We start from the raw sequence: 25080 nt of genomic DNA, 5'->3' as shown, positions 1-25080 counted from the left end.
GTCGGACCGGAGTCGGACCCCACCGGGAGTCACTTCGCCTTGGAGACGTCCTCGAGCTGGTAGTTGCCGAGGGGCGTCACGTGGAAGTCGTTCACCTTGTCGGTGGTCGCGAACACGTAGGGCGAGTAGTACAGGTACGCCAGGAAGGCGTCGTCACCGGTCTTCTGCTGCAGCTCGGAGTACAGTTCCTGCCGCTTGGCCGGTTCCGTCTCCTGCTGGGCCTTCTTGTTGATCGCGATGACGTCCGGGTTGTCGTAGTGCGTGAAGGCCGAGTTCGACCCGCCCTCGGGGTCGACCGCGAAGGAGGTCCACTCGTCGGGGTCCGGGATGTCCATCGTCCAGGCGGACCACGCCATGTCGAAGTCGCCGGCCAACCGGGCTTCCTTGTTCGCCGTCGGGTCGAGCTGCTTGATCTGCATCGTGATCCCGATCTCCTTGAGCTCGGACTGCATGATCTGCGCGATGGAGGTCTGGTTCGGGTCACCCGACCGGATGAGCAGCGTCGTCGTGAACCCGTTCGGCTTGGACGACTTCGCCAGCTCGGCCTTCGCCTGCTCGACGTCGTACGTCGGCCCCTCGGCCTTCGCGTCGTAGTACGGGGTGCCGGGCGACAGCAGTGAGTTCGCCGTCGTGCCGTTGCCGAACAGCACGGCCTTGACCATCGCCTTGCGGTCGAGGGCGAAGGCGATCGCGCGGCGCACGTGGACGTCGTCGAACGGCTTGCGCTGCTGGTTGAACGCCACGTAGTCGATCTGCGTCGACTTGAACGTGTCGGCCTGCACACCGGCCGCCGACTTCAGCGACGACAGGCTCGACCAGTCCGGGGTGTCGTCGATGTCGACCTGACCACCCTGCACCTGGAGCTTGCGGGTGTTGGCGTCCGGGACGACGGTCCACTTGACGCCGTCGAGGTACGGCTTGCCCTTCTGCCAGTAGTCGTCGTTCGCGGTGAGGCTGAGCGACTGGCCCTTCTTCCACGAGTCCCAGACGAAGGGCCCGGTGCCGACGGGGTGGGTGTAGAACTCCTTCTTCGACTCCCCCGCGTAGTCCGCCGGGACGATCGCGTTGCTGAAGAGCGACAGGTCGGCGATCAGCGGCGCCCACGCGTACTTCAGGTCGATCCGGACGGTCTCGTCGTCGACGGCGCTGACCTTGTCGATCGCCGCGTTGATGTACCCCCAGCCCGAGGCGCCGGTGGCGCTGTCGGCGTTGATGGAGAAGACGACGTCCTTCGCGGTCATCGGGTCCCCGTTGGAGAACTCGACGCCCTTGCGGAGGTGGATCGTGTACTGCTTGCCGTCCTCCGACGCGTCGTAGCTCGTCGCCAGCCACGGCTCGAGCTCCTTGCCGTCCGCGCTCACGTTGAACAGCGGCTCCATGATCTGCTGCATCACGTGGATGGAGTTGTTGTCGAAGGTCGTGGTGTTGTCCATCGAGATGATGTCGGCGGACCGCGCCATCGTCAGGACACCGCCCTTCGGGTGTCCACCGGCGGCGGTGCCGGTGTCCGCCGAGCCGCCGGCGCTGCAGCCCGCGAGGACCAGGGCTGCTGCCGCTGTCACCGCGGCCACGGCCGCTCGATTCCGTTGTCTCATCGAATGCCTCTTCGCCTCTGTGCACCGCGTGGGATGCGTTGTCCGTCTCGGGGAGGTGGAGCGAGTGGTGCTGTACTGATGATTACAGTAGGGCAACTTGTTTTCTGTTTTGTTACGTTTGGAAGACGATGACGAACGATGACCTCGACCTCGTCCTGCGGCCGTTCCGGTCGGAGGACGCCACGTCCGTCGTCTCCTGGTTCCGGGGACACGCGGATGCGCTCGCCGTCGCCGGCACGGGGGCGCCCTGGCCGTACCGGGCGGCAGACCTGGTCACCGCGTCCGGAGGGCCCGAACGGGTGCCGTTCACGCTCGTCGCACACGGCGACGACGCCACGGTGCTCGGCCACGTCGCCGTCGTCCGGGTCACGCAGACCACGGGGCGGCTGGCGCGCATCGTCCTGGCCCCGAGCCTCCGCGGCCGGGGCCGGTCCGCCGCGCTCGTCCGGCTCGCGATGGCCGAGGCGCGGGCACTCGGCCTCGACGAACTCGCCCTGTTCGTGGTGCCCGGGAACGAACCGGCGCTCCGGGCCTACGCGGCGGTCGGCTTCACCCGGTCCGGCCCCGATCCCGAGCACCCGGAGTACGTGCGTCTCACGCGCCGCCTGTCGGGCACGATGGACCCATGACCGACGCACCAGTCCAGCCCGCTCGCCGCCCCGCCGTGCTCTTCGTCTGCGTGCACAACGCCGGCCGCTCGCAGATGGCAGCCGGCTTCCTCCGCGCGATCGCCGGTGACCGCGTCGACGTGTTCTCCGCCGGCTCCGAGCCCGCCGACCAGGTGAACCAGGTCGCGGTGGCCGCCATGCACGAGGTGGGCATCGACATCGTCGGCCAGACCCCCGCCGTCCTCACCACCGACGCCGTCCGGCACGCCGACGTCGTCGTGACGATGGGGTGCGGCGACGCCTGTCCCGTGTTCCCCGGCAAGCGCTACGAGGACTGGGAACTCACCGATCCCGCCGGCTTGCCGCTCGAGGACGTCCGTCCCATCCGCGACGACGTCCGCGGACGCGTCGAACGCCTGGTGTCGACACTCGTGTGAGTCCCGTCACCAGGCGTCCGGCGTGGTGTGCGCCCCGCTGACGGGGCCGCGCGTCAGTTCGACGCGTCGTCGGACGTCGTCGGGACGTCCGCGCTGTCGATCTCGAGGGCTGCGTGCTCCTCGCCCTGCTCGCCGACGGTGGACTGCTCCGTGTCGGGCTGCTCGGGCTCTGCCTGCGTGGTCTCTTCTGCCGGATCCGGCTGGCTGTACGTCATGGTCGGGACGGTACGCCCGTGGCGGGCCGCCGCTCGCAGGGAGCGCTCACTCGCATCGTGGCGGCCGGCGGCCGGACGGGAGGCGCGTGGCGGCCGGGCACCGTGCCTCCCGACCCGGCGGTGGGGCCCGGGGGTGCGGCCCGGCGATGGGGCCCGGCGGTCAGTCGCGGTAGCGCCGCACCAGGTCCGGCAGTTCCGCCGGCTCGAACGGCTCGTCGGTGCCGTCGAGTTCGTCCGCCGTCCACCACCGCGAGGCGAGGATGTCGACCCGCTCGTCGTCGGTCCACTCGGCGTCCGACAGCGCGAAGCCGGGCGTCCGCACGACGTAGAACTCGGCGTGCCCCCGGTCGTGGTCGGCCTGGTCCCACTCGACGGTGAAGTCCCACGACCAGACCGGTTCGCCGGGTTCGTCGATCACGATGCCGGTCTCCTCGCGGAGCTCCCGGATCGCGGCGTCCCGGTGCGACTCCCCCGGGTCGACACCGCCACCGGGCGTGATCCAGCGGTGTGCGCCGTCGGACGACGGGGCCTTCGTGTCCATCAGGAACACGCGGCCGTCGGGGTCGAGCAGCAGGATCCGGGAGGTCCGGCGCAGGCCGGGAGCGGCGGTCACGTCCGTCAGGCCGTGAAGGAGCTGACGTCGCCGACGAGCTTGGTGTGGTCGGCGGGGATCGGCTCGACGGCGGCGAGGGCGATCTCGGCCGCGAACTCCGACACGGAGTAGAGCTTGCCGACGGCGTCCCGACGGCCCTCGATCGCGCCCGGGTTGAGGCGGTTCAGCAGGGTCGCGGTGATGGTGCCCTCGATCATGTCGCCGGAGACGGTGACGAACTCGATGCCCGCCGCCTCGAGCTGGGGCAGGAGCTCACGGAGGGCGAGTTCGCCGGCGCGCTTGCTCTTCGCGACCGGGAGGTACTCGGGCATGGTCTCGGCGGTGTCGACGAAGTGGGCCTGGTGGCTCGTGACGAAGACGACGCGGGAGCCCGACGGCATGTGCGGCACCGCGGTCTGCAGCATGTCGACCTGGGCGTCACGGTTCAGGCGGAGCGCGTAGTCCTCGCCCATGCCCGACTCCATGCCACCGGAGGCGTTGAGGACGAGCAGGTCGATGCCACCCCACTCGGCGACGACCGCGTCGACCATGGCCTGCACCGACTCGTGGTCGGTGAGGTCGGCCTGCAGCGCCAGAGCCGCTCCCCCGGCGGCGACGACCTTCTCGACGATCTGCTCGGCGCGACGAGCCTTGTTGCGGTAGTTGACGACGACCTTCGCGCCGGCCTCGGCCAGGTACCCGACGGTGTCCGCACCGATGCCGCGGGAGGAGCCGGTGACGAGGGCGCGCGTGCCGTCGAGGGATCCGGGGGCGAGGGGGCTGCTCACAGTGCTGTCTCCTGTCGTGGGGCGGCGCCGGTCCTGGTCGTCCCGGGCGGCATCGAGCCTAGCAAGCGCGCGCCCGCCGCCGGCCGGTCAGCACCACCGGCCGGTCAGTGGTCGCTGATACGTTGGACGCAACAGGACCGGACATCGCGATGCTGCGGAGGCCGTGCGCGATGCAAGGGAGGGAGATCGCGTGAACGTCTCGGATTGGACCCAGGTGATCGTGTGGATCGCCCTGGTGCTCGTGTTGGGGGTGGTCGAGGTCTTCACGCTCGACTTCGTCTTCCTCATGCTCGCGGCCGGAGCCGCCGGCGGGCTGGTCGCCGCACTGCTCGGCGCCCCGTGGTGGCTCAGCGCGATCATCGCCGCGGTGCTCGCACTGCTGCTGCTCGCCGTCGTCCGTCCCCGCGTGCTGCAGGCGCTGAACCGCGGTGCCGACCCGCACCGCACCGGCGTCGAGGGCCTGGTCGGGATGCCCGGCACGGTCGCCCTCGCGTTCACGCCCTCCGCCCCCGGTCAGGTCCGCCTGGCCAACGGTGAGACCTGGAGCGCCCGGTTCGCCGCCGGCGCCGTCGACCGCACGCCGCCGCTCGGCACACGCGTGGTCGTCGAGTCCATCGAAGGCTCCACCGCCGTCGTCAGCATCGAACAGAAGGCAGCCCAATGACGCTCTCCACCGGGACGATCGTGCTCATCGTCCTGATCGTGGTCATCGTGATCTTCGTCATCACGGTCCTCGCGAAGGCCATCCGCATCGTCCCCCAGGCCACGGCCGGCGTGGTCGAGCGGCTCGGGAAGTACCACAAGACCCTCAACCCGGGCTTGAACCTGCTGGTGCCGTTCATCGACCGGCTCCGTCCGCTCATCGACATGCGCGAGCAGGTCGTCTCGTTCCCGCCGCAGCCCGTGATCACCGAGGACAACCTGGTCGTCTCGATCGACACGGTCGTGTACTTCCAGGTGACCGACGCGCGCGCCGCCACCTACGAGATCGCGAACTACCTCGGCGCCGTCGAGCAGCTCACGACGACCACGCTCCGCAACGTCGTCGGTGGCCTGAACCTCGAAGAAGCCCTGACGAGTCGCGACAACATCAACGGCCAGCTCCGTGTCGTCCTCGACGAGGCGACCGGCAAGTGGGGCATCCGCGTCGGCCGCGTCGAGCTCAAGGCCATCGAGCCGCCCGTGTCGATCGTCGACGCGATGGAGCAGCAGCTGCGCGCCGAGCGGAACCGTCGTGCCGCGATCCTGCAGGCCGAGGGCACGAAGCAGTCGCAGATCCTCGAGGCCGAGGGCCAGCGACAGGCCGCCATCCTCGGCGCCGAGGGCGACGCGAAGGCCCAGGTCCTCCGCGCCGAAGGTGAAGCCCAGGCCATCGCCACGGTCTTCGACGCCATCCACCAGGGCGACCCGGACGAGAAGCTGCTGTCGTACCAGTACCTGCAGATGCTCCCGAAGATCGCCGAGGGCAACTCGAACAAGCTCTGGATGATCCCGAGCGAGTTCACCGAGGCGCTGTCCGGCATCGCGAAGGGCTTCAGCGCCCAGCGGACCGGTTCCGGTGGCTCGGCGGCCGGCGGAGCGGCGGGGTCGGACTTCCTGTCCCGCATCTCCAAGCTCGCCGACGAGAGCCTGGCGAACACGCAGGCGCGGGACGGCGCCGGGCGCTCCGGCTCCCCCGCGGCCGACGCCTCGGTCGCGGACATCGTGCCGCCGTCGGAGCTCGACGAGCGCCTGGCGCAGTCGGACCGCAGCATGGACCAGCGTCTGTCGGCCGCCGACCGCGAAGCCGACGCCGCGTTCGGGTCGGGCCCGGCGCGCGACTGACACGTGACACGCGAACGGCCCGCTCCCCTGACAGGGAGCGGGCCGTTCTCGTCTGTTCCGGTGCGGCTACGCGCCGCGGCGGGCCCGGAGGACCTGGAGACGTTCCTCCAGCAGTTCCTCGAGCTCCTCGCGGGAGCGCCGCTCGAGCAGCATGTCCCAGTGGGTGCGCGGTGCCTTGACGTCCTCGGCGGCGATCTCGACGGGCTTGCCGTCCTCGCCGAGCAGACGCCCTTCCCAACCGCTCCGTGGGTCCGACCACACCTGCGGGACCTCGGCGTCGGCGGAGAACACCACGTCGAAGGTCTCACCCGATGCCGCCTGGTAGACGGCGCGCTTTCGCTCGGAGAGCTCGACACCGTCCTCGCTCTGGAGGCTCTGGCTCCCGAGCCGCATGCCTCGGAGACTCCGATCAGCCATGTCCGACTCCTCTCGCTCGTTCCCCCGGTCCAACCCACACCACCCGGGTTTCGTTCCGGTGGGGCTGCATTCACAGTCCCTTCCCAGTGCGCGGGATCCGACGGGCACCTGTCGGACGGGATCAGCGGTGTCGGCGCCGCCAGGGAGCGCAGGCCAGGAGCACGAGCAGTCCGCCGAGCGACAGCACCAGCGTGACGTCGCCGGAGGCCACGGTGGCGGGGGTCGTCGAGGTGCCGAGCGGCACATCCGTCACCATCGACGTCGCCGTGTACGCGGGCACCCGGTCGATGGTGTGGCCGTCCGGGTCGATGACCTGCGACGCGCCGACGGTCGAGATGTTGACGAGTGAGCGTCCGGTCTCGACGGCCCGCATCCGGGCGATCTCGAGCTGCTGCAGGTTCTCGTCGGTGCCGTCGAAGTCCGCGTTGTTCGTCTGCGCGAGGATCACCTGCGCGCCCCCGCGTGCCAGGTCGGCGGTGAGCCCGTCGTCGACGACGTCGAAGCAGATCATCACCCCGGCCCGGATGCCCGCGACCGGCAGCACGTTCGGCTTGGTCCCCGGGGTGTAGTCGCGCTGCAGCAGGCCGATCAGCGAGGGCGCGAGCTTCGAGTACAGCCACCGGTCCGGCACGTACTCGCCGAACGGCACCGGGCGCTTCTTGTCGTAGGACGCCTGCCAGCCGTCCGCGTCCCAGACGAACGAGGTGTTGTGGAGCACACCCGTCGAGGTCTGCGTCACGGCTCCGGCGACGAGCGGTGCGCCGACGCTCTGCACCACCGCGTCGAGCGCCCCGGCGATGACCTGCTCACGCCGCGGGTCGTACTCGGCGGCCGCCTCCGGCCAGACGACCAGGTCGACGCCACGCGCGTCGACGTCGGTCGCGGCGACCTGCGACCGCAGCACGTCGCCCGGCTGAGCACGGTCGAAGTACCCGGCCGGACCGTTGCCCTGCACCGACTCGATGCGGACCGTGCCGTGGACGGCGGTCGGCCACCCCGGAACGGCCAGGACCGCGGCAACGAGGAGCCCCGCCATCGCGATGCGCATCGGCAGCCGGACACCGCCGACCAGCCCGAGCGAGACCACCACGGCGACGCAGTACACGACGACGAAGCTCAGCCCGAGCACGCCGACGTACGCAGCGAGGTGGGTGAAGGGCCCCTCCGACTGCGACAGCCCGACACGTCCCCAGGCGAAGCCGCCGTACGGCCAGCTGCCGGAGAACCACTCGCGTCCGGTCCAGAGGGCGGACACCACGGCCGGGAGGCCCCACACCCGTCCGGCGGTCGAAGGCACCACCGGCGCGACCCAGCGGTACGCCAGGGCGATCGCCACCGTGCCGAGGGCGAAGAGCGCCGCCTCGAGCAACGCCAGCGCGAACCACGGCACCGGGCCCAGGTAGCGGCCCGCCCACGAGATCGCGGGCACCCAGAAGACGGCGCCGGCGAGCAGCCCGAGCCATGCCGCGCGACGGGCGCGCTGCCCCATCGCCGCGAGCAGCAGGCAGGCCACCGCGGGGTACGCCAGGAACCACCAGCCGGGCGACGGGAACGACAGGGCGAAGAGCAGTCCGCCGATCACCGAGAGCGGCACCGCCTGACCGAGCGGGAGCGCGGCGAACACCGACGACGAGTCGGGGACGACCGGCGCCGACGTCCCGTCCGCTCGCCGGACGCCGCCTCGCCGGACGTCGGCACCTGCCGGGCGCACGGCTGTCCCGGGAACCGACACTGGGCCTCCCGTCAGACCGTCGCGTACGCGACGATGCCGCGGCGGACCGCGTCGGTGGCACGACGGGCGACCTGCGCGAGGTCCGGGTCGCCGGCGTTCCGGATCTGGTCGAGGAGGTCGATGACCTGCTTCGACCAGCGCACGAAGTCACCGGCGGCCAGGTCGAGCGAGCGCAGGACGTCGTCGAGCGGCGAGCCGGACGCCCAGCGGAACATGCCGAGCGCGATGGCCGGGGTGGGCGGTTCTGAACCGGCGAGCCGGGCGTCGCGCTCGACGTCGTCCAGACGCGACCAGATGGTCAGCGTCTCGTCGAGCGCCGGACGGAACGCGCCGCGCGGGACGGCGTGTTCGGTCCCCGGAGCGTCCTCACGACGCGGCTGGTACACGATCGTCGCCGCCATGCCGGCGAGCTGGGCGGGGGTGAGGTCCTTCCAGACCCCGGCCTCCAGGCACTCGGCGACCAACAGGTCCCGGTCGCCGTAGATGCGCTGCAACCGTCGACCACCGGCGGCCACCGTGACGTCGCCCTGCTCGTCCTGCACCAGGTACCCGAGGGCCAGCAGCACGTCGGTGACCCGGTCGAACGTGGTCGCGACCGCGCCCGTACGGGACCGGATCTGCTGGACGAGCTTGTCGTTGGTGCGCTTGAGCTTGTACCAGCGCTCGGCCCAGCGGGCGTGGGCCTCGCGGTCCGGGCAGGCGTGGCAGGGGTGCCGCTGGAGTTGGCGACGGACCTCGCTGATCGCGGCCTGCCGCTCCTGCCGGGCACCGTGCGACGCCTCACGACCGCCGGGGACGTTCGTGCGCTCGAGGTCCGACAGCCGACGACGGAGCGCCGCGTACTCGGTGAAGTCGCCGAGGTGGCACTGCATCGCGTCCTGGTAGCCGTCGAGCGACTCCTGCTGCGATCGGACCTTGCGCGCCAGGTCGACGACCGAGCGGTCCGCCTGGAACTGCGCGAACGAGGTCTCGAGGACCTCACGGGTGCGGTCCCGGCCGAACTGCTCGATGAGGTTGACGGCCATGTTGTAGGTCGGCTTGAACGACGAGTTGAGCGGGTAGGTCCGACGACTGGCGAGCGAGGCCACCGCCTGCGGCTCGAGGCCGTCCGTCCACTGCACGACCGAGTGGCCCTCGACGTCGATGCCACGGCGACCGGCACGACCGGTCAGCTGCGTGTACTCCCCCGGCGTGATCGGGACCCGGGCCTCGCCGTTGAACTTCTCGAGCTTCTCGAGCACGACGGTGCGCGCCGGCATGTTCACGCCGAGCGCCAGGGTCTCGGTGGCGAAGACGACCTTCACGAGCTTACGCTGGAAGAGGTCCTCCACCACCTCCTTGAAGGCGGGCAGCAGACCCGCGTGGTGCGCGGCGACGCCGCGTTCCAGGCCCTCGAGCCACTCCCAGTAGCCGAGCACCGCCAGGTCCTCGTCGAGCAGGGTGCGGCAGTGGTACTCGGCCGTCTCACGGATCTCACGGCGTTCGTCGGCCGTCGTCAGCGACAACCCGGACCGGACGACGTGGCGGACACCCTGGTCGCAGCCGTTGCGGCTGAAGACGAAGAAGATCGCCGGCAGCAGCATCCGCTCGTCGAGCATCTTGGCGATCTGCTCGCGGTGCGCCTTCTCGGTGCGCGGTCCACGACGTTCCGGGAACCCGCCACGGCCGCGTCGGCCGCGAGGACCGCCGGACCCACGGGAGGCACTGCCCACCAGACGGAGCAGCTCCGGGTTGACCCGGTTGGTCGCCGCCGCACCCGACGAGTCGAAGAGGTCGACCATCTTGTTGCCGACGAGGACGTGCTGGTCGAGCGGCACCGGACGGTCTTCCGACACGATGACGTCGGTGTCACCGCGGACCGTCTGCAACCAGTCGCCGAACTCCTCGGCGTTGCTGACCGTGGCGGACAGCGAGACCAGCCGGACCTCGGTCGGCAGGTGCAGGATGACCTCTTCCCACACCGCCCCACGGAACCGGTCGGCCAGGTAGTGCACCTCGTCGAGGACGACCCACGCCAGGTCGTCGAGCAGGTCGGAGTCCGCGTAGATCATGTTGCGCAGGACCTCGGTCGTCATCACGACGACGCGGGCCCGCGGGTTGACGTTCGTGTCGCCGGTGAGCAGGCCGACCTCGGTCTCGCCGTAGGCCTGCACGAGCTCGGCGTACTTCTGGTTGCTGAGCGCCTTCATCGGCGTCGTGTAGAACACCTTCGCCGTCGGCTGGCGCATCGCCAACCAGATCGCGAACTCGGCGATGATCGTCTTGCCGGCCCCGGTCGGCGCGGCCACCAGGACGCTCCGGCCCTGGTCCACGGAGTCGCACGCCGCGAACTGGAACGGGTCGAGGTCGAAGCGCAGATCGGTCCGGAACAGCTCGAGGTTCCGGGATCGCGACCGCACCTTGGCGGCGGCGAACCGCTCGGCGGGGCTGAGGCTCGTCTCGGTCACAGGCCGTACTCCTCGTCGAGCTTCGCCTGGCGCTTGGCCACACGGCGGTCGTGGATCCACGTGACCAGGCAGGCCGCGAAGTAGAGCACCACCATGGGGATCGCCAGGATGAACATCGACAAGATGTCCGCCGACGGGGTCACCAGGGCGGTGAAGATCAGGATGAGGACGATCGCGACCCGCCAGGAGCGGATGATCGCCGCCGCCGACAGGACACCGACGAAGTTCAGCAGGACCAGGAACACCGGCAGGACGAAGGCGATGCCGACCGCGACGATGAGCTTGATGACGAAGTCGTAGTACGCCTTCGCGTCGACGATCGATGTGTCTTGCGCCGAGACGAAGCTGCCGAGGATCCCGACCACGTGTGGCAGGACGTACCAGCCGAACGCGCAGCCGGCGAAGAACAGCGGGATCGCGGTGCCGAGGAAGCCCCACACGTACTGCTTCTCGCGGCGGACCAGCGCCGGGACGATGAAGGCCCAGATCTGGTACAGCCAGACCGGGCTGGCGAGGACGACGCCGATCGTGATGGCGATCTGCAGGCGGAGGTCGAACGCGCCCGTGATCATCGGGAAGTTCAGTTCGGCCGTGTGACCGCCGACACGGGCCAGCTGGGTCACCGGCGAACGGAGCGAGTCGAGCACGAACGGCGTGAGGAACCATCCGCCGATCGCGCCCACGAGGACCGCGATGACGGCCCTGAAGAGACGGTTGCGCAGCTCGATCAGGTGCTGACCGAGTGACATGCGGCCTTCGGGCTCCTTCGGCCGGCGCCCGTGCCGCTTCTCTCGCCCGCTCGCGGTCGTCGAAGCCATGGTGCGATCCTACGGCAGCGGTCTCTCAGTGGATGTCGAGCGCGGCCGCGGCGAAGTCGTGCACGGCCTGCCGTGCGGCCGGCGGATCGAGCACCACTGCCCGGCCCGGCAACCCGGCGACCAACCGCACGACCCCGTCGAACCCGGCCGACGCGGCGAGACGGATGCGCACCCGTCCGCCGTCGTCCGGTGCGTCCGCGGTGTCGGCGAGGAAGTCCGCGACCAGCGGCAGCGAGGAACCGTCGAGCTCCACCGTCACGATGACGTCCTGGGCGCTCTGCTGGAACAGCGTGTCGGGCAGGACGACGTCGTCGATGGTCCGTTCGGCGGGTCGGTCGTCGACGCGGACGCCGGACATCCGGTCGAGGCGGAAGGTGCGGATCGCCGCGCGGTCGAGGTCCCAGGCGCGCAGGTACCAGTCCGCGTCGATCGACTCGACGCGGAGCGGGTCGACCCGGCGGGTGCTGCCCTGCGTCCGCGGTCCGGCGTACTCGAACTGCAGCCCACGGCGGCCCGACATGGCCTCCCGGATCACGGTCAGGGCGGCGTCGTGCAGGTCCTGACCGACGGCGACGTTGCCCGAGGCACCACCGGCACCGCGGGACAGCTTCGCCATCAACGCCCGGATCGCGTCCTTGTCCGCGGCTTCCGGCAGGGCCGACAGGTACTGCAGGCCGGCGATGAGCGCCGAGGCCTCGCGCGCCGAGAGCCGTGGGGCGTCGTCGATCGCGACCAGGTTCGTCAGGACGATCATGTCGTTCTGGTCGAAGTCGTCCCAGGCGATGTCGAACAGGTCGCCGTGCTGGTACTGCATGGTCTCGCCCGGGACGCCGGACACCGCGATGAGCTCCACGGCACGGCGGATGCGCGACTCCGGGACGTCGAAGTGCCGCGCGGCCTCGGACACCGAGACCCGCTCGCGGTCGATCAGGTACGGCACGAGGGCCAGCAGGAACGCCAGCTTGTCCTGCGCCTGCAGCGGTTGCGTGTCAGCCATGCGTCGCTCCGTCGTTCCCCGTGGCCTGGTCGACGGTGTCGCGGTCGGGCGTGCCGGTGTGGTCCTCGACGAGCACACGGAGCCGGTCGACCACACGCTGCCGGAGGTCCTCCGGCTCGACGACGCGCACCTCGGGTCCGAACGCGGCGAGTTCCTCGGCCAGGAGCTGCGGGTCGACGTGGTGGATCACGAGCTCGCCCTCGGTGGTCGAGGTGGTGTCGCGGCGGCGGGTCAGTCGTCGCTCGGCGTCGGAACCGGGGACGACGTGCACGGTCGCCGTGCGTTCGGCCCAGACCCGGTCGAGCCCGGCCAGTGCCCGTTCCCCGGCATCCGCCGGCGCCGGGTGCTGCCCGACCTCGTACTGGGTCACCGGACCGACGATCCGGGCGAGCAGGTAGTTCTTCTCGGAGTCCGTCGCGAACTCGTGCGCGGCGAGCATCCACCGACCGCCGTGCTGCACGAGTGCGAGCGGGGCGAGCTGCCGGACCCGGGCCTCGTGGTGCCCCGGCGTGATGTAGGCGAACCGGACGGCGGCCGCCCGGTCGAGGGCCGAGCGCAGCGGCTCGAACGCGGCGTCCCGGGTGCGCAGCCGCGGGGCGTACGCGCCGATGGCGGAGGTCCCGTCGCCGGCGTCGTGCTCCGACCCGTCGTCGTCGGAACCCGCCGAACGGACCTTGAGCAGACCCCGGCGGGAGTCGGCGGACAGCGCGCCCTCACGCCACGCCATCGCGGCCAGGGAGAGCAGGGCGGACTCGTCCGGAGTGAACCGGACGTCCAGGGGCAGGTCGTACTCGCCCTTCGGGATCCGGTAGCGCAGCGTCTGGTTGTTGCCGGCGGCACCCGGCGTCTCGATCGTCTCGAGCGGGATGCCGAGCTCGCGGACGTCGTCCTTGTCCCGCTCGAACTGCCGCTCGAGCGAGGCGTTGTCCCCACCGGCGGCGTACCGCTGCCGGTAGCCCTGCACGTTCGCCAGGATCTCGGACTTCGTCAGCCCGGACTCCGTCGACAGCAGCGCCAGGACCAGGCTGAACAGCCGTTCCTCAGCGGGCACACGGGGAGCACGAGTGGTGGGCACGTGCCGATCCTACGCAGCCTGCGGTGCGGGTCAGCGCGGCATCACGCCGAGCACGTCGATGACGTACGCGTACGCGGCACCCTGCTGGTGGACGATCGCCAGGACCTGGTCACCGACGTGGCGGCCGAGGAGGGCGTTCCGGATGCCGTCGACGACCTGCCCCTTCGCCAGCGGCAGCGGCTGGGCGCCGGAGCCGTCGGTCCAGCTGGAGCCCGCCACGGTCGAGTCGTCCGTGCTGCTGCCCCACGTGACGGCGGTGTACTTGACGACGGCGGTGTCCTTCGCCGTCAGCGTGGTGCCGTCGCCCTTGCGGAGCAGGTGCTGCTCGTCCTTCTTCGGTGCGGACCACGACGGGATCGTGATGCCGGGCGCGCCGTCGGGTGCGAGCACGACGGCGGGCATGCCGTCGCCCGCGAGCTGCGGTGTGCCGGTGGCGCGGGCGTCGAAGGCACGCTTGACGTCGACCACGAAGACGGCGGCGTCCTCCGACTTCGACGACGTGGAACCCGAGTCGGCAGCGGTGCCGGAGAGCGCGGACTTCGGCAGGGCCACGGCCAAGCGGTCGCCGACCTGGGCGCACTCGAGCGCCTTGCCGAGTGCTCCGCCGTTGGTCGAACCGGCCGTGAGGGGCGCAGCGCTGCCGGTGTAGCCACTGGTCTGTGCGACCGCTCCGGTGGCACCGTCGACCAGCGTGTACTCGAGCAGCACGGGCGTGCCGTCGCCGATCGTGCGGCCGTCGCCCTGACGGAGGACGGAGACCTGGGTGCCGCGGACCGTCAGGCCGGCGGGCACGGTGACCTTCGGCTCCGAACCGAAGGCGCCCTTCGCCGACACGGCCTGGGACGCGGCTCCGGACGGGGCGCACGTGCTGGCCGATCCCGCACCCGGGGTGGCGCACGCCGTCAGTGACGCGAGGAGTCCGATGGTGACGACGAGTGCGGGGATGGCGCGCACGGATCCTCTTTCCGGTCGATGCAGGACGGGCACGGTGGGAAGCCTACCGGTCGCTGTCGGTGGGGCCGGACGCGTCGGAGGCCTCCGACGCGGCTTCGGCAGCGGCGACCTTCCGGGCCTGGGCGGCCGCCTGCCGGGCGACCTTCCGGAGCTTCTTGTCGCTGGCACCACGCTCGCCGACGGCGCCGGGCGTCCAGGCCTCGACGTCCTCGTCGGAGAACTCGGCCTTGCCGGCACGACGCTTCAGGTTCGGCAGGACGACCCCGTCGGCCAGTCGGCGGGCGGTGACGAGGAAGCCGGTGTGCGCCACCATGCGGTGGTCCGGGCGGACCGCGAGACCCTCGACGTGCCAGGTGCGCACCAGGGTCTCGCTCGACTGCGGGTCGGTGAAGCGACCGGTGTCCCGCAGCGCCTCGGCCGTTCGGGAGAGCTGCGTCACGGTCGCGACGTAGCAGACGATGAGGCCACCGGGCACGAGGGCGTCGGCCGACTCGTCGACGCACTCCCACGGCGCCAGCATGTCGAGCACGACACGGTCGACGCTCTGCGGCTCCACGGCCTGCGGCAGTTCCTCGACCAGGTCACCGACCGTGACCGACCAGTTGTCGGGGACGGCGCCGAGGAAGGTGCCGACGTTGCCACGGGCGATCGCCGCGAACTCCTCACGACGCTCGAAGGACCGCAGGGTGCCCGTCGGACCGATCGCGCGGAGCAACCACAGCGACAGGGCGCCCGAACCGACGCCGGCCTCGACCACGCGGGCTCCGGGGAAGACGTCGGCGAAGGCGACGATCTGCGCCGCGTCCTTCGGGTAGACGATCGCGGCGCCGCGGGGCATCGACATGACGTAGTCGTTCAGCAGGGGACGGAGTGCCAGGTACTCGTCGCCGGAGCTCGCGCGGATGACCGAGCCGTCGGGCTGCCCGATGACGTCGTCGTGGGCCAGCATGCCGCGGTGGGTGTGGTAGACGATGCCCGGCTCGAGCGAGAGCGTCGTCAGCTTGCCCTTCGGCCCGGTCAGCTGCACGCGGTCGCCGGCGCGGAACGGTCCGCGCGGCGGGGTGTGCGGTGCGCCGCCTGCGGTGTGCGGCAGCTCGACCTTGGGAGCGGTCGTGCCGGCGTCGTGCGCTGCGGTGGTGTCGTCGCTCATCGCGGGTCCCCTTCGGTGACGGGGGCCGACGTCGGGACGGAGGCCGGGCCTCCCTGGCGTTCGGCGGCGCGGACGCTCAGCGCCGGGCCGGTGAGTTCGAGCAGACGGTCGACGTCGACACCGTCGAGCGTGGTGAGGTGCACGTCGCTCGCGCCCTCCGCGATGGGGACGATGTGCTCGACCGCGACGGTGACCGCCCCGGACGCGCGGGCGGAGGCGACGCCGGTGGCGGAGTCCTCGATCGCGATGCAGGCGGTCGGCTCGACCCCGAGCTGCGCCGCGGCGGCGAGGTACGCGTCCGGGTGCGGCTTCGGGCGGTCGACGTCGTCCCCGGCCACCACGACCCGGAAGCCGCGGTCGCCGAACGCCTCGGCCGTGACGAGCGCCATCGTCCGCCGCGACATCGTCACGAGGGCCGTGGGCACACCGCGGTCGTGCAGTTCCTCGACGAGCTCACGAGCACCGGGCCGCCAGGGCAGGTCGTCCCCGTGGAGCCGCTCGACGACGAAGTCGGTCATCCACTGGACGATCTCCTCGACCTCCATGTCGACGCCCTTGTCGCGGAGGATCTCCCCCGAGCGCTCCAGGCCGCTGCCGACCAGGGACAGGCCGTCCTGGTGGGTCCACTCGGCGCCGTAGCGGGCGGTGAGCACGACCTGCGACTCCTGCCAGATGGGCTCGGTGTCGATGATCGTGCCGTCCATGTCCCACAACACGGCTGCGGGCAGCACGCTCGTGGACTGGGCGGGGGCAGGGGGTTGCGCGGTCACGGGCGACGAGTCTACCGGCGGCACCGTCCGGGGCAGGCCGGGCCTGCCCGCGTCTCCGGCGAGCGGTCCGGACGCCCCGCTCACTCCCGGCGGGACTATCGTGGATGCCTGATCGTGTCCGGTCGGCGCGCGCGCGAGCGCGGCGGACCACTCCACCACCAGGAGGCCCTGCCGTGCCACAGCACTCCCCATTCAGCGACGGACGGCTCCTCGTCGTCGCGTTCGAGGGCTGGAACGACGCGGGAGAGGCCGCGAGCGGTCTCGCCCGCCGCATCGTCGACGCGCTCGAGCTCTCCGAGCTCCGCGAGATCGACGGCGAACGCTACGTCGACTACCAGTTCAACCGGCCCGAGGTCGGGTTCGACGACGACGGCGAACGCGGTGTGCAGTGGCCGCGCATCGTCCTGCACGGCCCGAGCGCCGAGGGTCGCCCGGTGATCGGCGCGACCGGCGCCCCGACCGAGCGCGACGTGTTCGTCCTGGTCGGCCCGGAGCCCTCGCGGACCTGGCGGGGCTTCTGCGCCGAGGTGATCGACCTGGCCGACGTCTACTCGATCGACGCCGTCGTCTTCGTCGGGGCGATGCTCGCCGACGTCCCCCACACCCGCCCGATCTCCGTCTTCGTCTCCAGCGAGAACGCGAGCGTCCGTGCCGCCTTCGACGTGGACAAGTCGACCTACGAGGGCCCGACCGGGATCCTCGGCGTCCTCGCCGACTCGATGGACAAGGCCGGGCTCACGACCCTGTCCCTGTGGGCGTCGGTGCCGCACTACGTGCACAACGCGCCCTCGCCGAAGGCCACCCTGTCGCTCCTCGACAAGATGGAGGAGCTGACCGACGTGACCGTGCCGCGCGGCACCCTGCTCGACGACGCCGCACAGTGGGAAGAGGGCATCGACGCCCTCGCCTCGGACGACGAGGACATGGCGTCGTACATCGGGCAGCTCGAGCAGGCACGCGACACCGTCGACTCCCCCGAGGCCTCCGGTGACGCGATCGCCCAGGAGTTCGAGCAGTACCTCCGGCGTCGCGAGCACAAGGACGGCAAGGACGGCGGTGGCGCCGCCGGCGAGGGGCCGTGGCGTCCGCCGCAGCCGCCGCAGTAGGCGCAGCTGCAGTACGCGCAGCCGCCGCAGGAGGCGTGGTCGGCGCGGTGCGCTGACGGACGGGAGGCCCGGGACCAGCTGGTCCCGGGCCTCCCGTCCGTCAGGTGCGTGCGTCAGGCACGCGAGCCCGCCCGCCGAGGTGTCGCGACTCGCCGTCTGCCGGTCGCCGAGGTGCCGAAATTCGGGCGCCTCGGAGCCCGAGATGCCGGAATTGCGGCACCTCGGCGCTCCGCGCTCGGCGCGTCGCGCGCCCGCGCGCTCCGCGCTCGGCGCGTCAGCCGATGCGGATGCCGAGCAGCGCGTCAACCAGGTCGACGAGCTCGGGTGTGGCCGCCGTGCCGGCCGCGATCGCCGTGTCGACGACCGCGACGGCACCCGGCGTGTCGAGGTCGTCGGCGACCCGGGCGCGGAGGCGGCCGATGACCTCGTCCGCGTCTGCCTGCTCCCCGTCGCCACGAACCGCCCAGGCGTCCCACGACGCGAGCCGGCGTCCGGCGTCCTCGAGGTCGCCGTCGAACCACTCCCAGTCGTCGGAGTACCGGTGCGACAGCAGCGCCAGCCGGATCGCCCGCGGGTCGGCGCCGTCGTCGAGCAGACCGCGGACGGTGACCAGGTTGCCGAGCGACTTCGAGATCTTCGTGCCCTGGTACGCGACCATGCCGGTGTGCACGAAGGCGTTCGCGAGCGGCTGCTGCGCCAGGGCTGCAGCGTGTCCGGCGCTCATCTCGTGGTGCGGGAAGACCAGGTCGCTGCCGCCGCCCTGGACGCTGATCGGCAGGCCCAGGCGATCGCCGGCGATGACGCTGCACTCGATGTGCCAGCCGGGTCGTCCGGGGCCGATCTCGGTGTCCCAGCTCGGCTCACCCTGGCGTTCGGCGCGCCACAGGAGCGGGTCGAGCGGGTCGCGCTTGCCGGGGCGGTCGGGGTCGCCGCCGCGTTCGGCGGAGAGGGCGAGCATGGTGTCACGGTCCAGGCGGCTCTCGTCGCCGAGCGTCCACACGTCGTTCGCCCGCTGCACGTCGAAGTACAGGTCCTCGCCCTCCGAGTCGGGTGTCGGCACGGTGTAGGCGTAGCCGGTCTCCTCGAGGTAGGCGACGGCCTCGGCGACGCGGTCGACCTCGTCCGTGACGGCCACGTAGTCGTCCGGCGGCAGGACGCGCAGGGACTCCATGTCGCGGCGGAACAGGTCGATCTGCGAGGCGGCGAGCTCCTGCCAGTCGACGCCGTCCCGGCTGGCGCGTTCGAGCAGCGGGTCGTCGACGTCGGTCGTGTTCTGGGCGTACTGCACCTGCAACCCGGCGTCACGCCAGACCCGGCCGAGCGTGTCGAACGCCAGGTAGGTGGCGGCGTGGCCGAGGTGGGTGGCGTCGTAGGGCGTGATGCCGCAGACGTACAGCGCGGCGCGGTCCGCGCCCTGCGTCGGGTCGACGGGCTTGCCGGTGGCGGTGTCGTGGACGACCGGGCGCGGGCCGGTACCGGGGACCTCCGGGACGGACGGCGTCGACCAGGCCCTCATGCCTGCACCACCCCGAGCGAGAGCAGCACGATGAGGACGATCCCGAGCAGGATCCGGTACACGACGAACGGCATGAAACTCCGCTTGCTGATGTAGTTCATGAACGCGGCGATGACGACGAAGCCGACGACGAAGGCCACCACGGTCGCGATGAGGGTGTCGGCGACGCCGAACGGTGCGCCGGTGTCCCCGAGGCTCGTCGCGGCCTCGTACAGGCCCGACAGGAACACCGCGGGGATGGCCAGGAGGAACGCGAACCGTGCCGCGGCCGGCCGCGTGTACCCGAGGGCGAGGCCCATCGACACGGTGGCCCCGGAGCGGGAGACGCCCGGCACGAGCGCCAGGACCTGCGCCAGGCCGATGAGGATGCCCCCACCGAAGGTCATCTGCTCGATCGGACGGACCTTACGGCCGACGCGGTCCAGGACACCGAGGACCACTCCGAAGACGATGAGGACGATCGCGACGATCCACAGCGACCGGAAGGTCGTCTCGATGGTGTCCTGCAGGAGCAGTCCGACGACACCGATCGGGATGGTGCCGATGATCACGAGCCAGCCGACGCGGACGTCCGGGTCGTTCCGCGGGACCTTGCCGGCGAGGGCACCGAACCACTTCCGGACGATCCGGACGATGTCCTTCCAGAAGTAGATGAGCACGGCCGTCTCGGTGCCGAGCTGCGTCACCGCCGTGAAGGCCGCGCCGGGGTCCTGCGCGTCGGGCAGGAACAGCCCGACGATGCGCAGGTGGGCGCTGGAGGAGACCGGCAGGAACTCCGTCAGCCCCTGGACGAAGCCGAGGAAGATCGCCTCGAAGATGTGCACGTGTGCGGCCTTTCGCCGGTGCTGGACTCGGTTGTGCCGTCACCGACGACGACCATGCACGGTATCAGTAGGTCGCGAACAGGTCTCCGAGGACGCGGCGGCCGAACGCCAACGACTCGAGCGGCACCCGCTCGTCCACGCCGTGGAACATCGCCGGGAAGTCCACTCCTGCCGGCAGCTGCAGCGGCACGAACCCGTAGCCCGCGATGCCGAGCCGTGAGAGCGCCTTGTTGTCGGTGCCGCCGGACAGCAGGTACGGCAGCACCGGGGCGCCCGGGTCGTGGCGTTCGAGCACGTCCCGCACGGCGTCGACGAGCGGGCCGCCGAAGTCCTGCTCGAGTCCGACGTCCCGGTGCGTCATCGTGATCTCGACGTCGTCGCCGGCGAGTTCGCGCACCCGGGCCAGGACCGTGTCCTCGTCACCGGGCAGGCAGCGGATGTCGACGAGCGCGGTCGCCTGGTCGGGGATCACGTTGTGCTTGTACCCGGCGGTCAGGACCGTCGGGTTCGTGGTCGTGTGCAGCGCGGCGTGGATGAACCGTGCGGCGGACCCGGTGGCGAGGGCGACCTCGTCCGGACCGGTGGCGACCGGGTCGACGCCGAGGAAGCGGGCGACCTCGGCGACCATGGCGGTCGTCGTGTCCGAGAGCCGGACCGGCCACTCCTCGCTGCCGATGCGGGCGACGGCACCGGCGATCTTCGTCACCGCGTTGTCCTTGATGACGTGCGAGCCGTGCGCCGCGGTTCCTCGGGCGGTGAGCTTCACCCACATCAGCGCCTTCTCGCCGGTCTGCAGCAGGTAGGCGCGTCGGTCGCCGAGGGTGATCGAGTAGCCGCCGACCTCGCTGATCGCAGCCGTGGCGCCGGCGAAGACCTCGGGGTGGGTGTCGACGACGTGGTGGGCGCCGAGGATGCCGCCGGCCTCTTCGTCGGCGAAGTACGCGATCACCAGGTCGCGTTCCGGAGCCCCCTGCTGCTCGATGACGTCCGACAGCGACGTGAGCATCATCGCGTCCATGTTCTTCATGTCGACGGCGCCGCGCCCCCACAGGGACCCGTCGCGCACCTCGCCGCCGAACGGGTCGACGGACCAGTTCTCCGGGTCGGCGGGGACGACGTCGAGGTGCCCGTGCACGACGAGTGCCGGCTTGCTGCGGTCGCGACCGGGCACGCGGGCGACCACGCTGACCCGGTCCGGTTCGGACTCGAACAGCTGCGGGGTGAGCCCGAGCTGCTGCAGTGCGGACTCGACGTAGTGCGCCGCCTCGGTCTCGCCGCGCGACTTTCCCTCACCCCAGTTCGTCGTGTCGATGCGGATGAGGTCCCGCGCGATCGCCGCGGTGCGTTCCAGCTCGGACGTCATGCGCCAACGCTACCGGCGATGGTGCTGTGTCCCCGCCGCGCCCGGGATGCGCATCCGTGTTCAGCGTGCGTTCACGGCCGTGCTAGTGTCTTCTCTCGGCAGGAACGCCGGGGAAACCCGGTTCAACTGCCCGATGAGCACACGATGTGTGCGGCATCACACCCAGTCCGGGTGGCGGAATTGGTAGACGCGCTAGCTTGAGGTGCTAGTGCCCGTATTAGGGCGTAGGGGTTCAAGTCCCCTCTCGGACACGCAGTACCGGCTCCTCGGAGCACGTGCTCGAACACTTGTGTTGAGACAAGCGGCGAACGGCCCTCCTTCGGGAGGGCCGTTCGTTTTTGTCTGCCCGCCTGTCTGCCTGCCGGCCCGCGGGCCGCACCGGGCCTCCCGTCGATTCGCGCCCAGCGACACGGCACGCGGCCCACCATCCGAACGGTGTCGCCAGGCGCGAAACGCGCCGAGCCGCGCTACGCCGACGGGAGGCGCGGCACGCGGCCGCCCCCACGCCTCCCGTCAGTTCGCGCCCAGCGACACGGCACGCGGCCCGCCACACGAACGCTGTCGCCAGCCGCGCCCGCGCCGCGTCAGCGCCGCGCGCGCCGGACCACCCAGACCGCCACCCCACCGATGAGCAGGTACGGCCACATCGTCACGACCGGGTCGAGCACCCCGTGCCGCCAGTCCCGCCGGGACGAGCCGAGGCGCGCGCCGACCGGGCTGTCCGCCCGCTCTGCGGCGATCCCGGTCTCCTGGATGATCCGGTCCGGCCGGCCGCGCAGCGCGTCCGTCACCCGGTGCGTGGCGACGTCGAGCCGGTCGCCGAGGACCAGGAGCATCCAGTGCGCCAGCCGGCCCTCGCTGAACCGCCGGTAGGCGTACCGCTTCACGATGCCGGCCAGGCCGGACAGCGGCTGGGCGGTTCCGAACACGGGCGTGACGTGGGCGTGCTCGATCGAGCGCTCACGCCCGTCGGCCCCGGGCTGCTGCTCGGGCCGGATCCAGTGCGCCCCGGTCGCCGAACCGGCCTCGCGGGACAGCTTCGGGACGCTCGGTCGGTCGGCGAGGTCGAGGTCGCTCCCCCACCCGGGGATCCGTGCCCGGAGTTCGTCGGCCGAGGGGAGGTCCCGCGGTTTGTCCGCCACGTAGGCGATGTGGTCGTCGGCAGTGCTCATGTCCTGGTCTCCGTTCCCGCTCACGGCACGATCACCGGCTTGATGCACCCGTCGAGCTTCGACGAGAACAGGTGGTACGCCTCGCCGATGTGCTCGAGCGGGATCCGGTGCGTGATGATGTCGCTCGGCTTGAGGTGTCCGGCCTGGATGTGCTCGAGCAGCCGCGGCCACTGCCGCTTCACCGGCGCCTGGTTCATGTGGATCGTGACGCCCTTGTTCATCGCGTCGCCGAACTTCACCAGGTTCGGGATCGGCCCGTACGCGCCCATCGCCGACACGGTGCCGCCCTTGCGGACACCGTCGATCGCCCAGTTCAGCGCGACCGGGGACCCGCCCTGCATCTTCAGCTTCGCGCTCGAGACGTGCATGAGGAAGTTGCCGTCCGCCTCGGCCCCGACCGCGTCGATGACACTGTCCGCGCCGAGGAAGTCGGTCTGCTTCTTCATCTCGAGCACCACGTCGTCGACCTCGGTGTAGTTGATCGTCTCGGCGTGCGCGAACTCGCGGGCCTTCTGCAGCCGGTACTCGAGCTGGTCGACGACGATCACCCGTCCGGCACCCATGAACCACGCCGACTTCGCCGCGAACAGGCCGACCCGTCCGGCGCCGAGCACCACGACGGTGTCGCCCTCGCGGATCGAGGCGAGCTGCGCCCCGAAGTACCCCGTCCCCAGGGCGTCCGTCATCATCAGGGCGTCCTCCGGGTCGAGCCAGTCCGGGATCACCTGCGGTCCGACGTCCGCGAACGGCACGCGGACGCGCTCCGCCTGGCCGCCGTCGTAGCCGCCCGTGGTGTGCGAGTAGCCGAAGATGCCGCCGACAGCGGTGGCGTTCGGGTTCACGTTGTGGCAGTTCGTGAAGAGCCCGCGCGCGCAGAACCAGCACGTCCCGCACGAGATGTGGAACGGGACCATGACCCGGTCCCCCACGCTGAGGGTCTCGACGGACGACCCGATCTCCTCGACGACGCCGATGAACTCGTGGCCGAACGTGTGCCCGACGCGGGTGTCCGGCATCATGCCGTGGTACAGGTGCAGGTCGGACCCGCAGATCGCGGCCCGTTCGACCCGGATGACGGCGTCGTTCGGGTGCTCGATGCGGGGATCGGGCTTGTCATCGACGCGGACCCGGTACGGCCCCCGGTAGGTCATGGCGCGCATGGCGCTCCTCTCACTCGTGGCGTCCACGGTGACGCTGACCGGGTGGGAGGCCGTCCAGGGCCGCGTTCGGTGTCCAGTCGTGCCGGCAGGGCAGGTCCCGGACCGGCGCCACGACGGACGGGAGGCCCGGTACCAACTGGTACCGGGCCTCCCGTCTGCAGGCAGTCGCGTCGCGACGCGCGCGCTAGCTCTTCGCCGCGTCGACGAAGGTCCGGCGCGGGTCGGTCTCCTTGATGAGGGAGGTCGCGTCGCGGCCGGACACCGCACCGGTGACCCAGCCGATGACGATGCGCGCCTTGCGGTTCAGCGTCGGCATCGCGTAGACGTGGTACGCGCGGTGCGCGAGCCACGCCAGCAGGTTCGTCATCTTGATGCCCTTGATGTTGGCCGCACCCTTGGCGACACCGTACGAGGCGACCGTGCCGATGGACGGGTGGCGGTACTCCTCGAGGGGCTTGCCGGTGATCGACGCCACGATGTTGTCGGCGACGACGACGGCCTGACGGACGGCGTTCTGCGCGTTCGGCGGGTAGTACGCCGGCTGCTTCTCGGCGGTCAGGTCGGGCACCTGGGCGACGTCACCGAGGCCCCAGACGCCGGGGACGACCTCGTGGGTGTCCTCGGCCTCGACCTGGAGCTTCGCGTTCGCGGCGAGGTGGCCCTTCGGACCGCGCGGCAGGTCGGTGGCGTCGAGGAGCGGGTTCGGCTTGACGCCGGCCGTCCAGACGAGCAGACCGGTCGCGAACTCGTCGCCGTCGGAGAGCTTGACGACGCCGCCCTCGCAGCTCGGCATGGTGGTCTTCAGGCGCACGTCGATGCCACGGGCGCGGAGGGACTCGAGGGTCCACTTCGACAGCTCCGGGCCGACCTCGGGCGCGACACGGTCGAGCGCGTCGATGAGCACCCAGCGGGGCTGCTCGCCGGCGAGCGACGGGTAGGTGGCGATCGCGGCCTGGGAGACGTCGAACAGCTCGCCGATCGCCTCGACGCCGGTGTACCCGCCACCGATGAAGATGCTGGTGAGCAGACGTCGACGCTCGTCCTCGTCGCGGGTGGCAGCGGCCTTCGCGATGTTGTCGAGGAGCTTCGCGCGGACGTACGCGGCTTCCTCGACGGTCTTGAAGCCGATGCCGACCTCGTCGAGGCCGGGGGTCGGGAACGTGCGGGTGACGGACCCGAGGGCGACGATCAGGTGGTCGTAGCCGAGGGTGCGGTCGTCGCCGCCGGCCGTGGCGACGGCGACGGTCTTGTCGGCCGAGGAGATCCCGGTCACCTTGCCCTGGATGACCCGGGTCTTGCGGAGCGCGCGTCGGAGTTCGACGGTGACGTCCTTGGGGGCGATGTGACCGCCGGCGACCTCGGGCAGGAACGGCAGGTACGTGTAGTACGTGTTCTGGTCCACGAGGGTGATGCGCATGGGCACCGTGGCGGCGTGCTTCTGCAGCTGCTTGACGGCGGTGTAGCCGGCCGAGCCGCCGCCGAGGACGAGGACGTGAGGGATGGAGTCTGCCATTCCTCCG

The 25080-nt window shown here is 71.1% G+C and carries 24 protein-coding genes and 1 tRNA gene; 6 read left to right on the top strand and 19 right to left on the bottom strand.

All coding sequences use genetic code 11. From position 1 onward, the window contains the following. Positions 1-29: 29 nt before the first annotated feature. Entirely contained in the window at positions 30-1571 is a 1542-nt protein-coding gene (locus E9228_RS02025) for an ABC transporter substrate-binding protein (protein WP_166778926.1), read from the bottom strand. A gap of 152 nt (positions 1572-1723) precedes the next feature. Here E9228_RS02025 and E9228_RS02020 point away from each other — a divergent pair, with 152 nt between their 5' ends. Then, a complete protein-coding gene (locus E9228_RS02020) occupies positions 1724-2224 on the top strand; it encodes a GNAT family N-acetyltransferase (protein WP_166778925.1) in 501 nt (166 codons plus the stop codon). Continuing rightward, on the top strand, positions 2221-2640 hold the full coding sequence (locus E9228_RS02015; RefSeq protein ID WP_166778924.1) for an arsenate reductase ArsC: 420 nt from the start codon (positions 2221-2223) through the stop codon (positions 2638-2640). Before E9228_RS02020 ends, E9228_RS02015 begins: the two co-directional genes overlap by 4 nt. 53 nt (positions 2641-2693) lie before the next feature. Here the strand turns inward: E9228_RS02015 and E9228_RS02010 are convergent, their stop codons facing one another. The 3 genes from E9228_RS02010 to E9228_RS02000 form a co-directional block, all read right to left on the bottom strand. Then, entirely contained in the window at positions 2694-2855 is a 162-nt protein-coding gene (locus E9228_RS02010; RefSeq protein ID WP_166778923.1) for a hypothetical protein, read from the bottom strand. A gap of 160 nt (positions 2856-3015) precedes the next feature. Then, positions 3016-3468 (bottom strand): NUDIX domain-containing protein, encoded by a 453-nt coding sequence (locus tag E9228_RS02005; protein WP_166778922.1) that lies wholly within the window; start codon positions 3466-3468, stop codon positions 3016-3018. A 5-nt stretch (positions 3469-3473) separates the two neighbouring features. After that, complete coding sequence (locus E9228_RS02000) at positions 3474-4235, bottom strand: SDR family oxidoreductase (RefSeq protein ID WP_166778921.1); 762 nt, start codon at positions 4233-4235, stop codon at positions 3474-3476. Between the two features lie 190 nt (positions 4236-4425). Here E9228_RS02000 and E9228_RS01995 point away from each other — a divergent pair, with 190 nt between their 5' ends. Then, on the top strand, positions 4426-4899 hold the full coding sequence (locus tag E9228_RS01995) for an NfeD family protein (RefSeq protein ID WP_341849731.1): 474 nt from the start codon (positions 4426-4428) through the stop codon (positions 4897-4899). Continuing rightward, complete coding sequence (locus tag E9228_RS01990) at positions 4896-6059, top strand: SPFH domain-containing protein (RefSeq protein WP_166778920.1); 1164 nt, start codon at positions 4896-4898, stop codon at positions 6057-6059. The genes E9228_RS01995 and E9228_RS01990 overlap by 4 nt, the downstream gene beginning before the upstream one ends. Positions 6060-6125: 66 nt before the next feature. Here the strand turns inward: E9228_RS01990 and E9228_RS01985 are convergent, their stop codons facing one another. From E9228_RS01985 to E9228_RS01945, 9 genes are all read right to left on the bottom strand, one after another. Then, positions 6126-6476, bottom strand: a complete 351-nt coding sequence (locus E9228_RS01985; RefSeq protein ID WP_111073696.1) for an RNA polymerase-binding protein RbpA — start codon at positions 6474-6476, stop codon at positions 6126-6128. Between the two features lie 121 nt (positions 6477-6597). Next, the gene (gene lnt / locus E9228_RS01980) at positions 6598-8100 is read right to left on the bottom strand and encodes an apolipoprotein N-acyltransferase (RefSeq protein WP_166778919.1); all 1503 of its coding nucleotides are present in this window, start codon (positions 8098-8100) and stop codon (positions 6598-6600) included. Positions 8101-8219: 119 nt separating this feature from the next. After that, on the bottom strand, positions 8220-10655 hold the full coding sequence (locus E9228_RS01975) for a DEAD/DEAH box helicase (protein ID WP_166778918.1): 2436 nt from the start codon (positions 10653-10655) through the stop codon (positions 8220-8222). Beyond that, positions 10652-11404, bottom strand: coding sequence for a twin-arginine translocase subunit TatC (tatC, locus tag E9228_RS01970; RefSeq protein WP_166779364.1), 753 nt, complete (start codon positions 11402-11404; stop codon positions 10652-10654). The genes E9228_RS01975 and tatC overlap by 4 nt, the downstream gene beginning before the upstream one ends. Positions 11405-11498: 94 nt before the next feature. Next, complete coding sequence (locus tag E9228_RS01965) at positions 11499-12470, bottom strand: helix-turn-helix transcriptional regulator (protein WP_166778917.1); 972 nt, start codon at positions 12468-12470, stop codon at positions 11499-11501. Next, positions 12463-13545, bottom strand: a complete 1083-nt coding sequence (locus E9228_RS01960; RefSeq protein WP_166778916.1) for a WYL domain-containing protein — start codon at positions 13543-13545, stop codon at positions 12463-12465. The genes E9228_RS01965 and E9228_RS01960 overlap by 8 nt, the downstream gene beginning before the upstream one ends. Before the next feature lie 30 nt (positions 13546-13575). Further along, positions 13576-14499 (bottom strand): FKBP-type peptidyl-prolyl cis-trans isomerase, encoded by a 924-nt coding sequence (locus tag E9228_RS01955; RefSeq protein WP_166778915.1) that lies wholly within the window; start codon positions 14497-14499, stop codon positions 13576-13578. Between the two features lie 43 nt (positions 14500-14542). Then, complete coding sequence (locus E9228_RS01950; RefSeq protein WP_166778914.1) at positions 14543-15649, bottom strand: tRNA (adenine-N1)-methyltransferase; 1107 nt, start codon at positions 15647-15649, stop codon at positions 14543-14545. After that, positions 15646-16419 carry an HAD family hydrolase gene (locus tag E9228_RS01945; RefSeq protein ID WP_341849730.1) on the bottom strand — a complete coding sequence of 258 codons (774 nt, stop codon included), beginning with the start codon at positions 16417-16419 and terminating at the stop codon, positions 15646-15648. Before E9228_RS01945 ends, E9228_RS01950 begins: the two co-directional genes overlap by 4 nt. 173 nt (positions 16420-16592) lie before the next feature. Between E9228_RS01945 and E9228_RS01940 the strand changes: the two genes are divergently transcribed. Continuing rightward, positions 16593-17525: a PAC2 family protein gene (locus tag E9228_RS01940; protein WP_166778913.1), complete on the top strand. Its 933-nt coding sequence runs from the start codon at positions 16593-16595 to the stop codon at positions 17523-17525. 274 nt (positions 17526-17799) lie between these two features. Here the strand turns inward: E9228_RS01940 and mshC are convergent, their stop codons facing one another. From mshC to E9228_RS01925, 3 genes are all read right to left on the bottom strand, one after another. After that, positions 17800-19041: a cysteine--1-D-myo-inosityl 2-amino-2-deoxy-alpha-D-glucopyranoside ligase gene (gene mshC / locus E9228_RS01935; RefSeq protein ID WP_166778912.1), complete on the bottom strand. Its 1242-nt coding sequence runs from the start codon at positions 19039-19041 to the stop codon at positions 17800-17802. Then, a complete protein-coding gene (locus tag E9228_RS01930; protein ID WP_166778911.1) occupies positions 19038-19865 on the bottom strand; it encodes an undecaprenyl-diphosphate phosphatase in 828 nt (275 codons plus the stop codon). The genes mshC and E9228_RS01930 overlap by 4 nt, the downstream gene beginning before the upstream one ends. Positions 19866-19929: 64 nt before the next feature. Beyond that, complete coding sequence (locus tag E9228_RS01925; protein ID WP_166778910.1) at positions 19930-21228, bottom strand: M20/M25/M40 family metallo-hydrolase; 1299 nt, start codon at positions 21226-21228, stop codon at positions 19930-19932. A 165-nt stretch (positions 21229-21393) separates the two neighbouring features. On the opposite strand from E9228_RS01925, the gene E9228_RS01920 reads away from it, so the two are divergent. Continuing rightward, positions 21394-21479, top strand: a tRNA-Leu gene (locus tag E9228_RS01920). A gap of 333 nt (positions 21480-21812) precedes the next feature. On the opposite strand, the gene E9228_RS01915 is transcribed toward E9228_RS01920, so the two are convergent. The 3 genes from E9228_RS01915 to E9228_RS01905 all read right to left on the bottom strand — a co-directional run bounded on the left by E9228_RS01915 (position 21813) and on the right by E9228_RS01905 (position 25073). Then, the gene (locus E9228_RS01915) at positions 21813-22400 is read right to left on the bottom strand and encodes a hypothetical protein (RefSeq protein WP_208385444.1); all 588 of its coding nucleotides are present in this window, start codon (positions 22398-22400) and stop codon (positions 21813-21815) included. A 20-nt stretch (positions 22401-22420) separates the two neighbouring features. Further along, positions 22421-23560, bottom strand: a complete 1140-nt coding sequence (locus E9228_RS01910) for a zinc-dependent alcohol dehydrogenase (RefSeq protein ID WP_166778909.1) — start codon at positions 23558-23560, stop codon at positions 22421-22423. Between the two features lie 184 nt (positions 23561-23744). Further along, entirely contained in the window at positions 23745-25073 is a 1329-nt protein-coding gene (locus tag E9228_RS01905) for an NAD(P)/FAD-dependent oxidoreductase (protein ID WP_166778908.1), read from the bottom strand. Positions 25074-25080: the final 7 nt, after the last annotated feature.

This window comes from Curtobacterium salicis, assembly GCF_011759505.1.
In the GTDB taxonomy this organism is placed as follows: domain Bacteria; phylum Actinomycetota; class Actinomycetes; order Actinomycetales; family Microbacteriaceae; genus Curtobacterium; species Curtobacterium salicis.
The sequence above is the reverse complement of the archived record's forward strand: the minus strand, read 5'-3'. Positions and strand labels throughout refer to the sequence as shown.

Coding starts and splice junctions, on each gene's coding strand:
- E9228_RS02020 (WP_166778925.1), top strand. CDS start 1,724: ATGACGAACGATGACCTCGACCTCGTCCTGCGGCCGTTCCGGTCGGAG.
- E9228_RS02015 (WP_166778924.1), top strand. CDS start 2,221: ATGACCGACGCACCAGTCCAGCCCGCTCGCCGCCCCGCCGTGCTCTTC.
- E9228_RS02010 (WP_166778923.1), bottom strand. CDS start 2,855: ATGACGTACAGCCAGCCGGATCCGGCAGAAGAGACCACGCAGGCAGAG.
- E9228_RS01990 (WP_166778920.1), top strand. CDS start 4,896: ATGACGCTCTCCACCGGGACGATCGTGCTCATCGTCCTGATCGTGGTC.
- E9228_RS01985 (WP_111073696.1), bottom strand. CDS start 6,476: ATGGCTGATCGGAGTCTCCGAGGCATGCGGCTCGGGAGCCAGAGCCTC.
- tatC (WP_166779364.1), bottom strand. CDS start 11,404: ATGTCACTCGGTCAGCACCTGATCGAGCTGCGCAACCGTCTCTTCAGG.
- E9228_RS01965 (WP_166778917.1), bottom strand. CDS start 12,470: ATGGCTGACACGCAACCGCTGCAGGCGCAGGACAAGCTGGCGTTCCTG.
- E9228_RS01950 (WP_166778914.1), bottom strand. CDS start 15,649: ATGAGCGACGACACCACCGCAGCGCACGACGCCGGCACGACCGCTCCC.
- mshC (WP_166778912.1), bottom strand. CDS start 19,041: ATGAGGGCCTGGTCGACGCCGTCCGTCCCGGAGGTCCCCGGTACCGGC.
- E9228_RS01925 (WP_166778910.1), bottom strand. CDS start 21,228: ATGACGTCCGAGCTGGAACGCACCGCGGCGATCGCGCGGGACCTCATC.
- E9228_RS01915 (WP_208385444.1), bottom strand. CDS start 22,400: ATGAGCACTGCCGACGACCACATCGCCTACGTGGCGGACAAACCGCGG.
- E9228_RS01910 (WP_166778909.1), bottom strand. CDS start 23,560: ATGCGCGCCATGACCTACCGGGGGCCGTACCGGGTCCGCGTCGATGAC.
- E9228_RS01905 (WP_166778908.1), bottom strand. CDS start 25,073: ATGGCAGACTCCATCCCTCACGTCCTCGTCCTCGGCGGCGGCTCGGCC.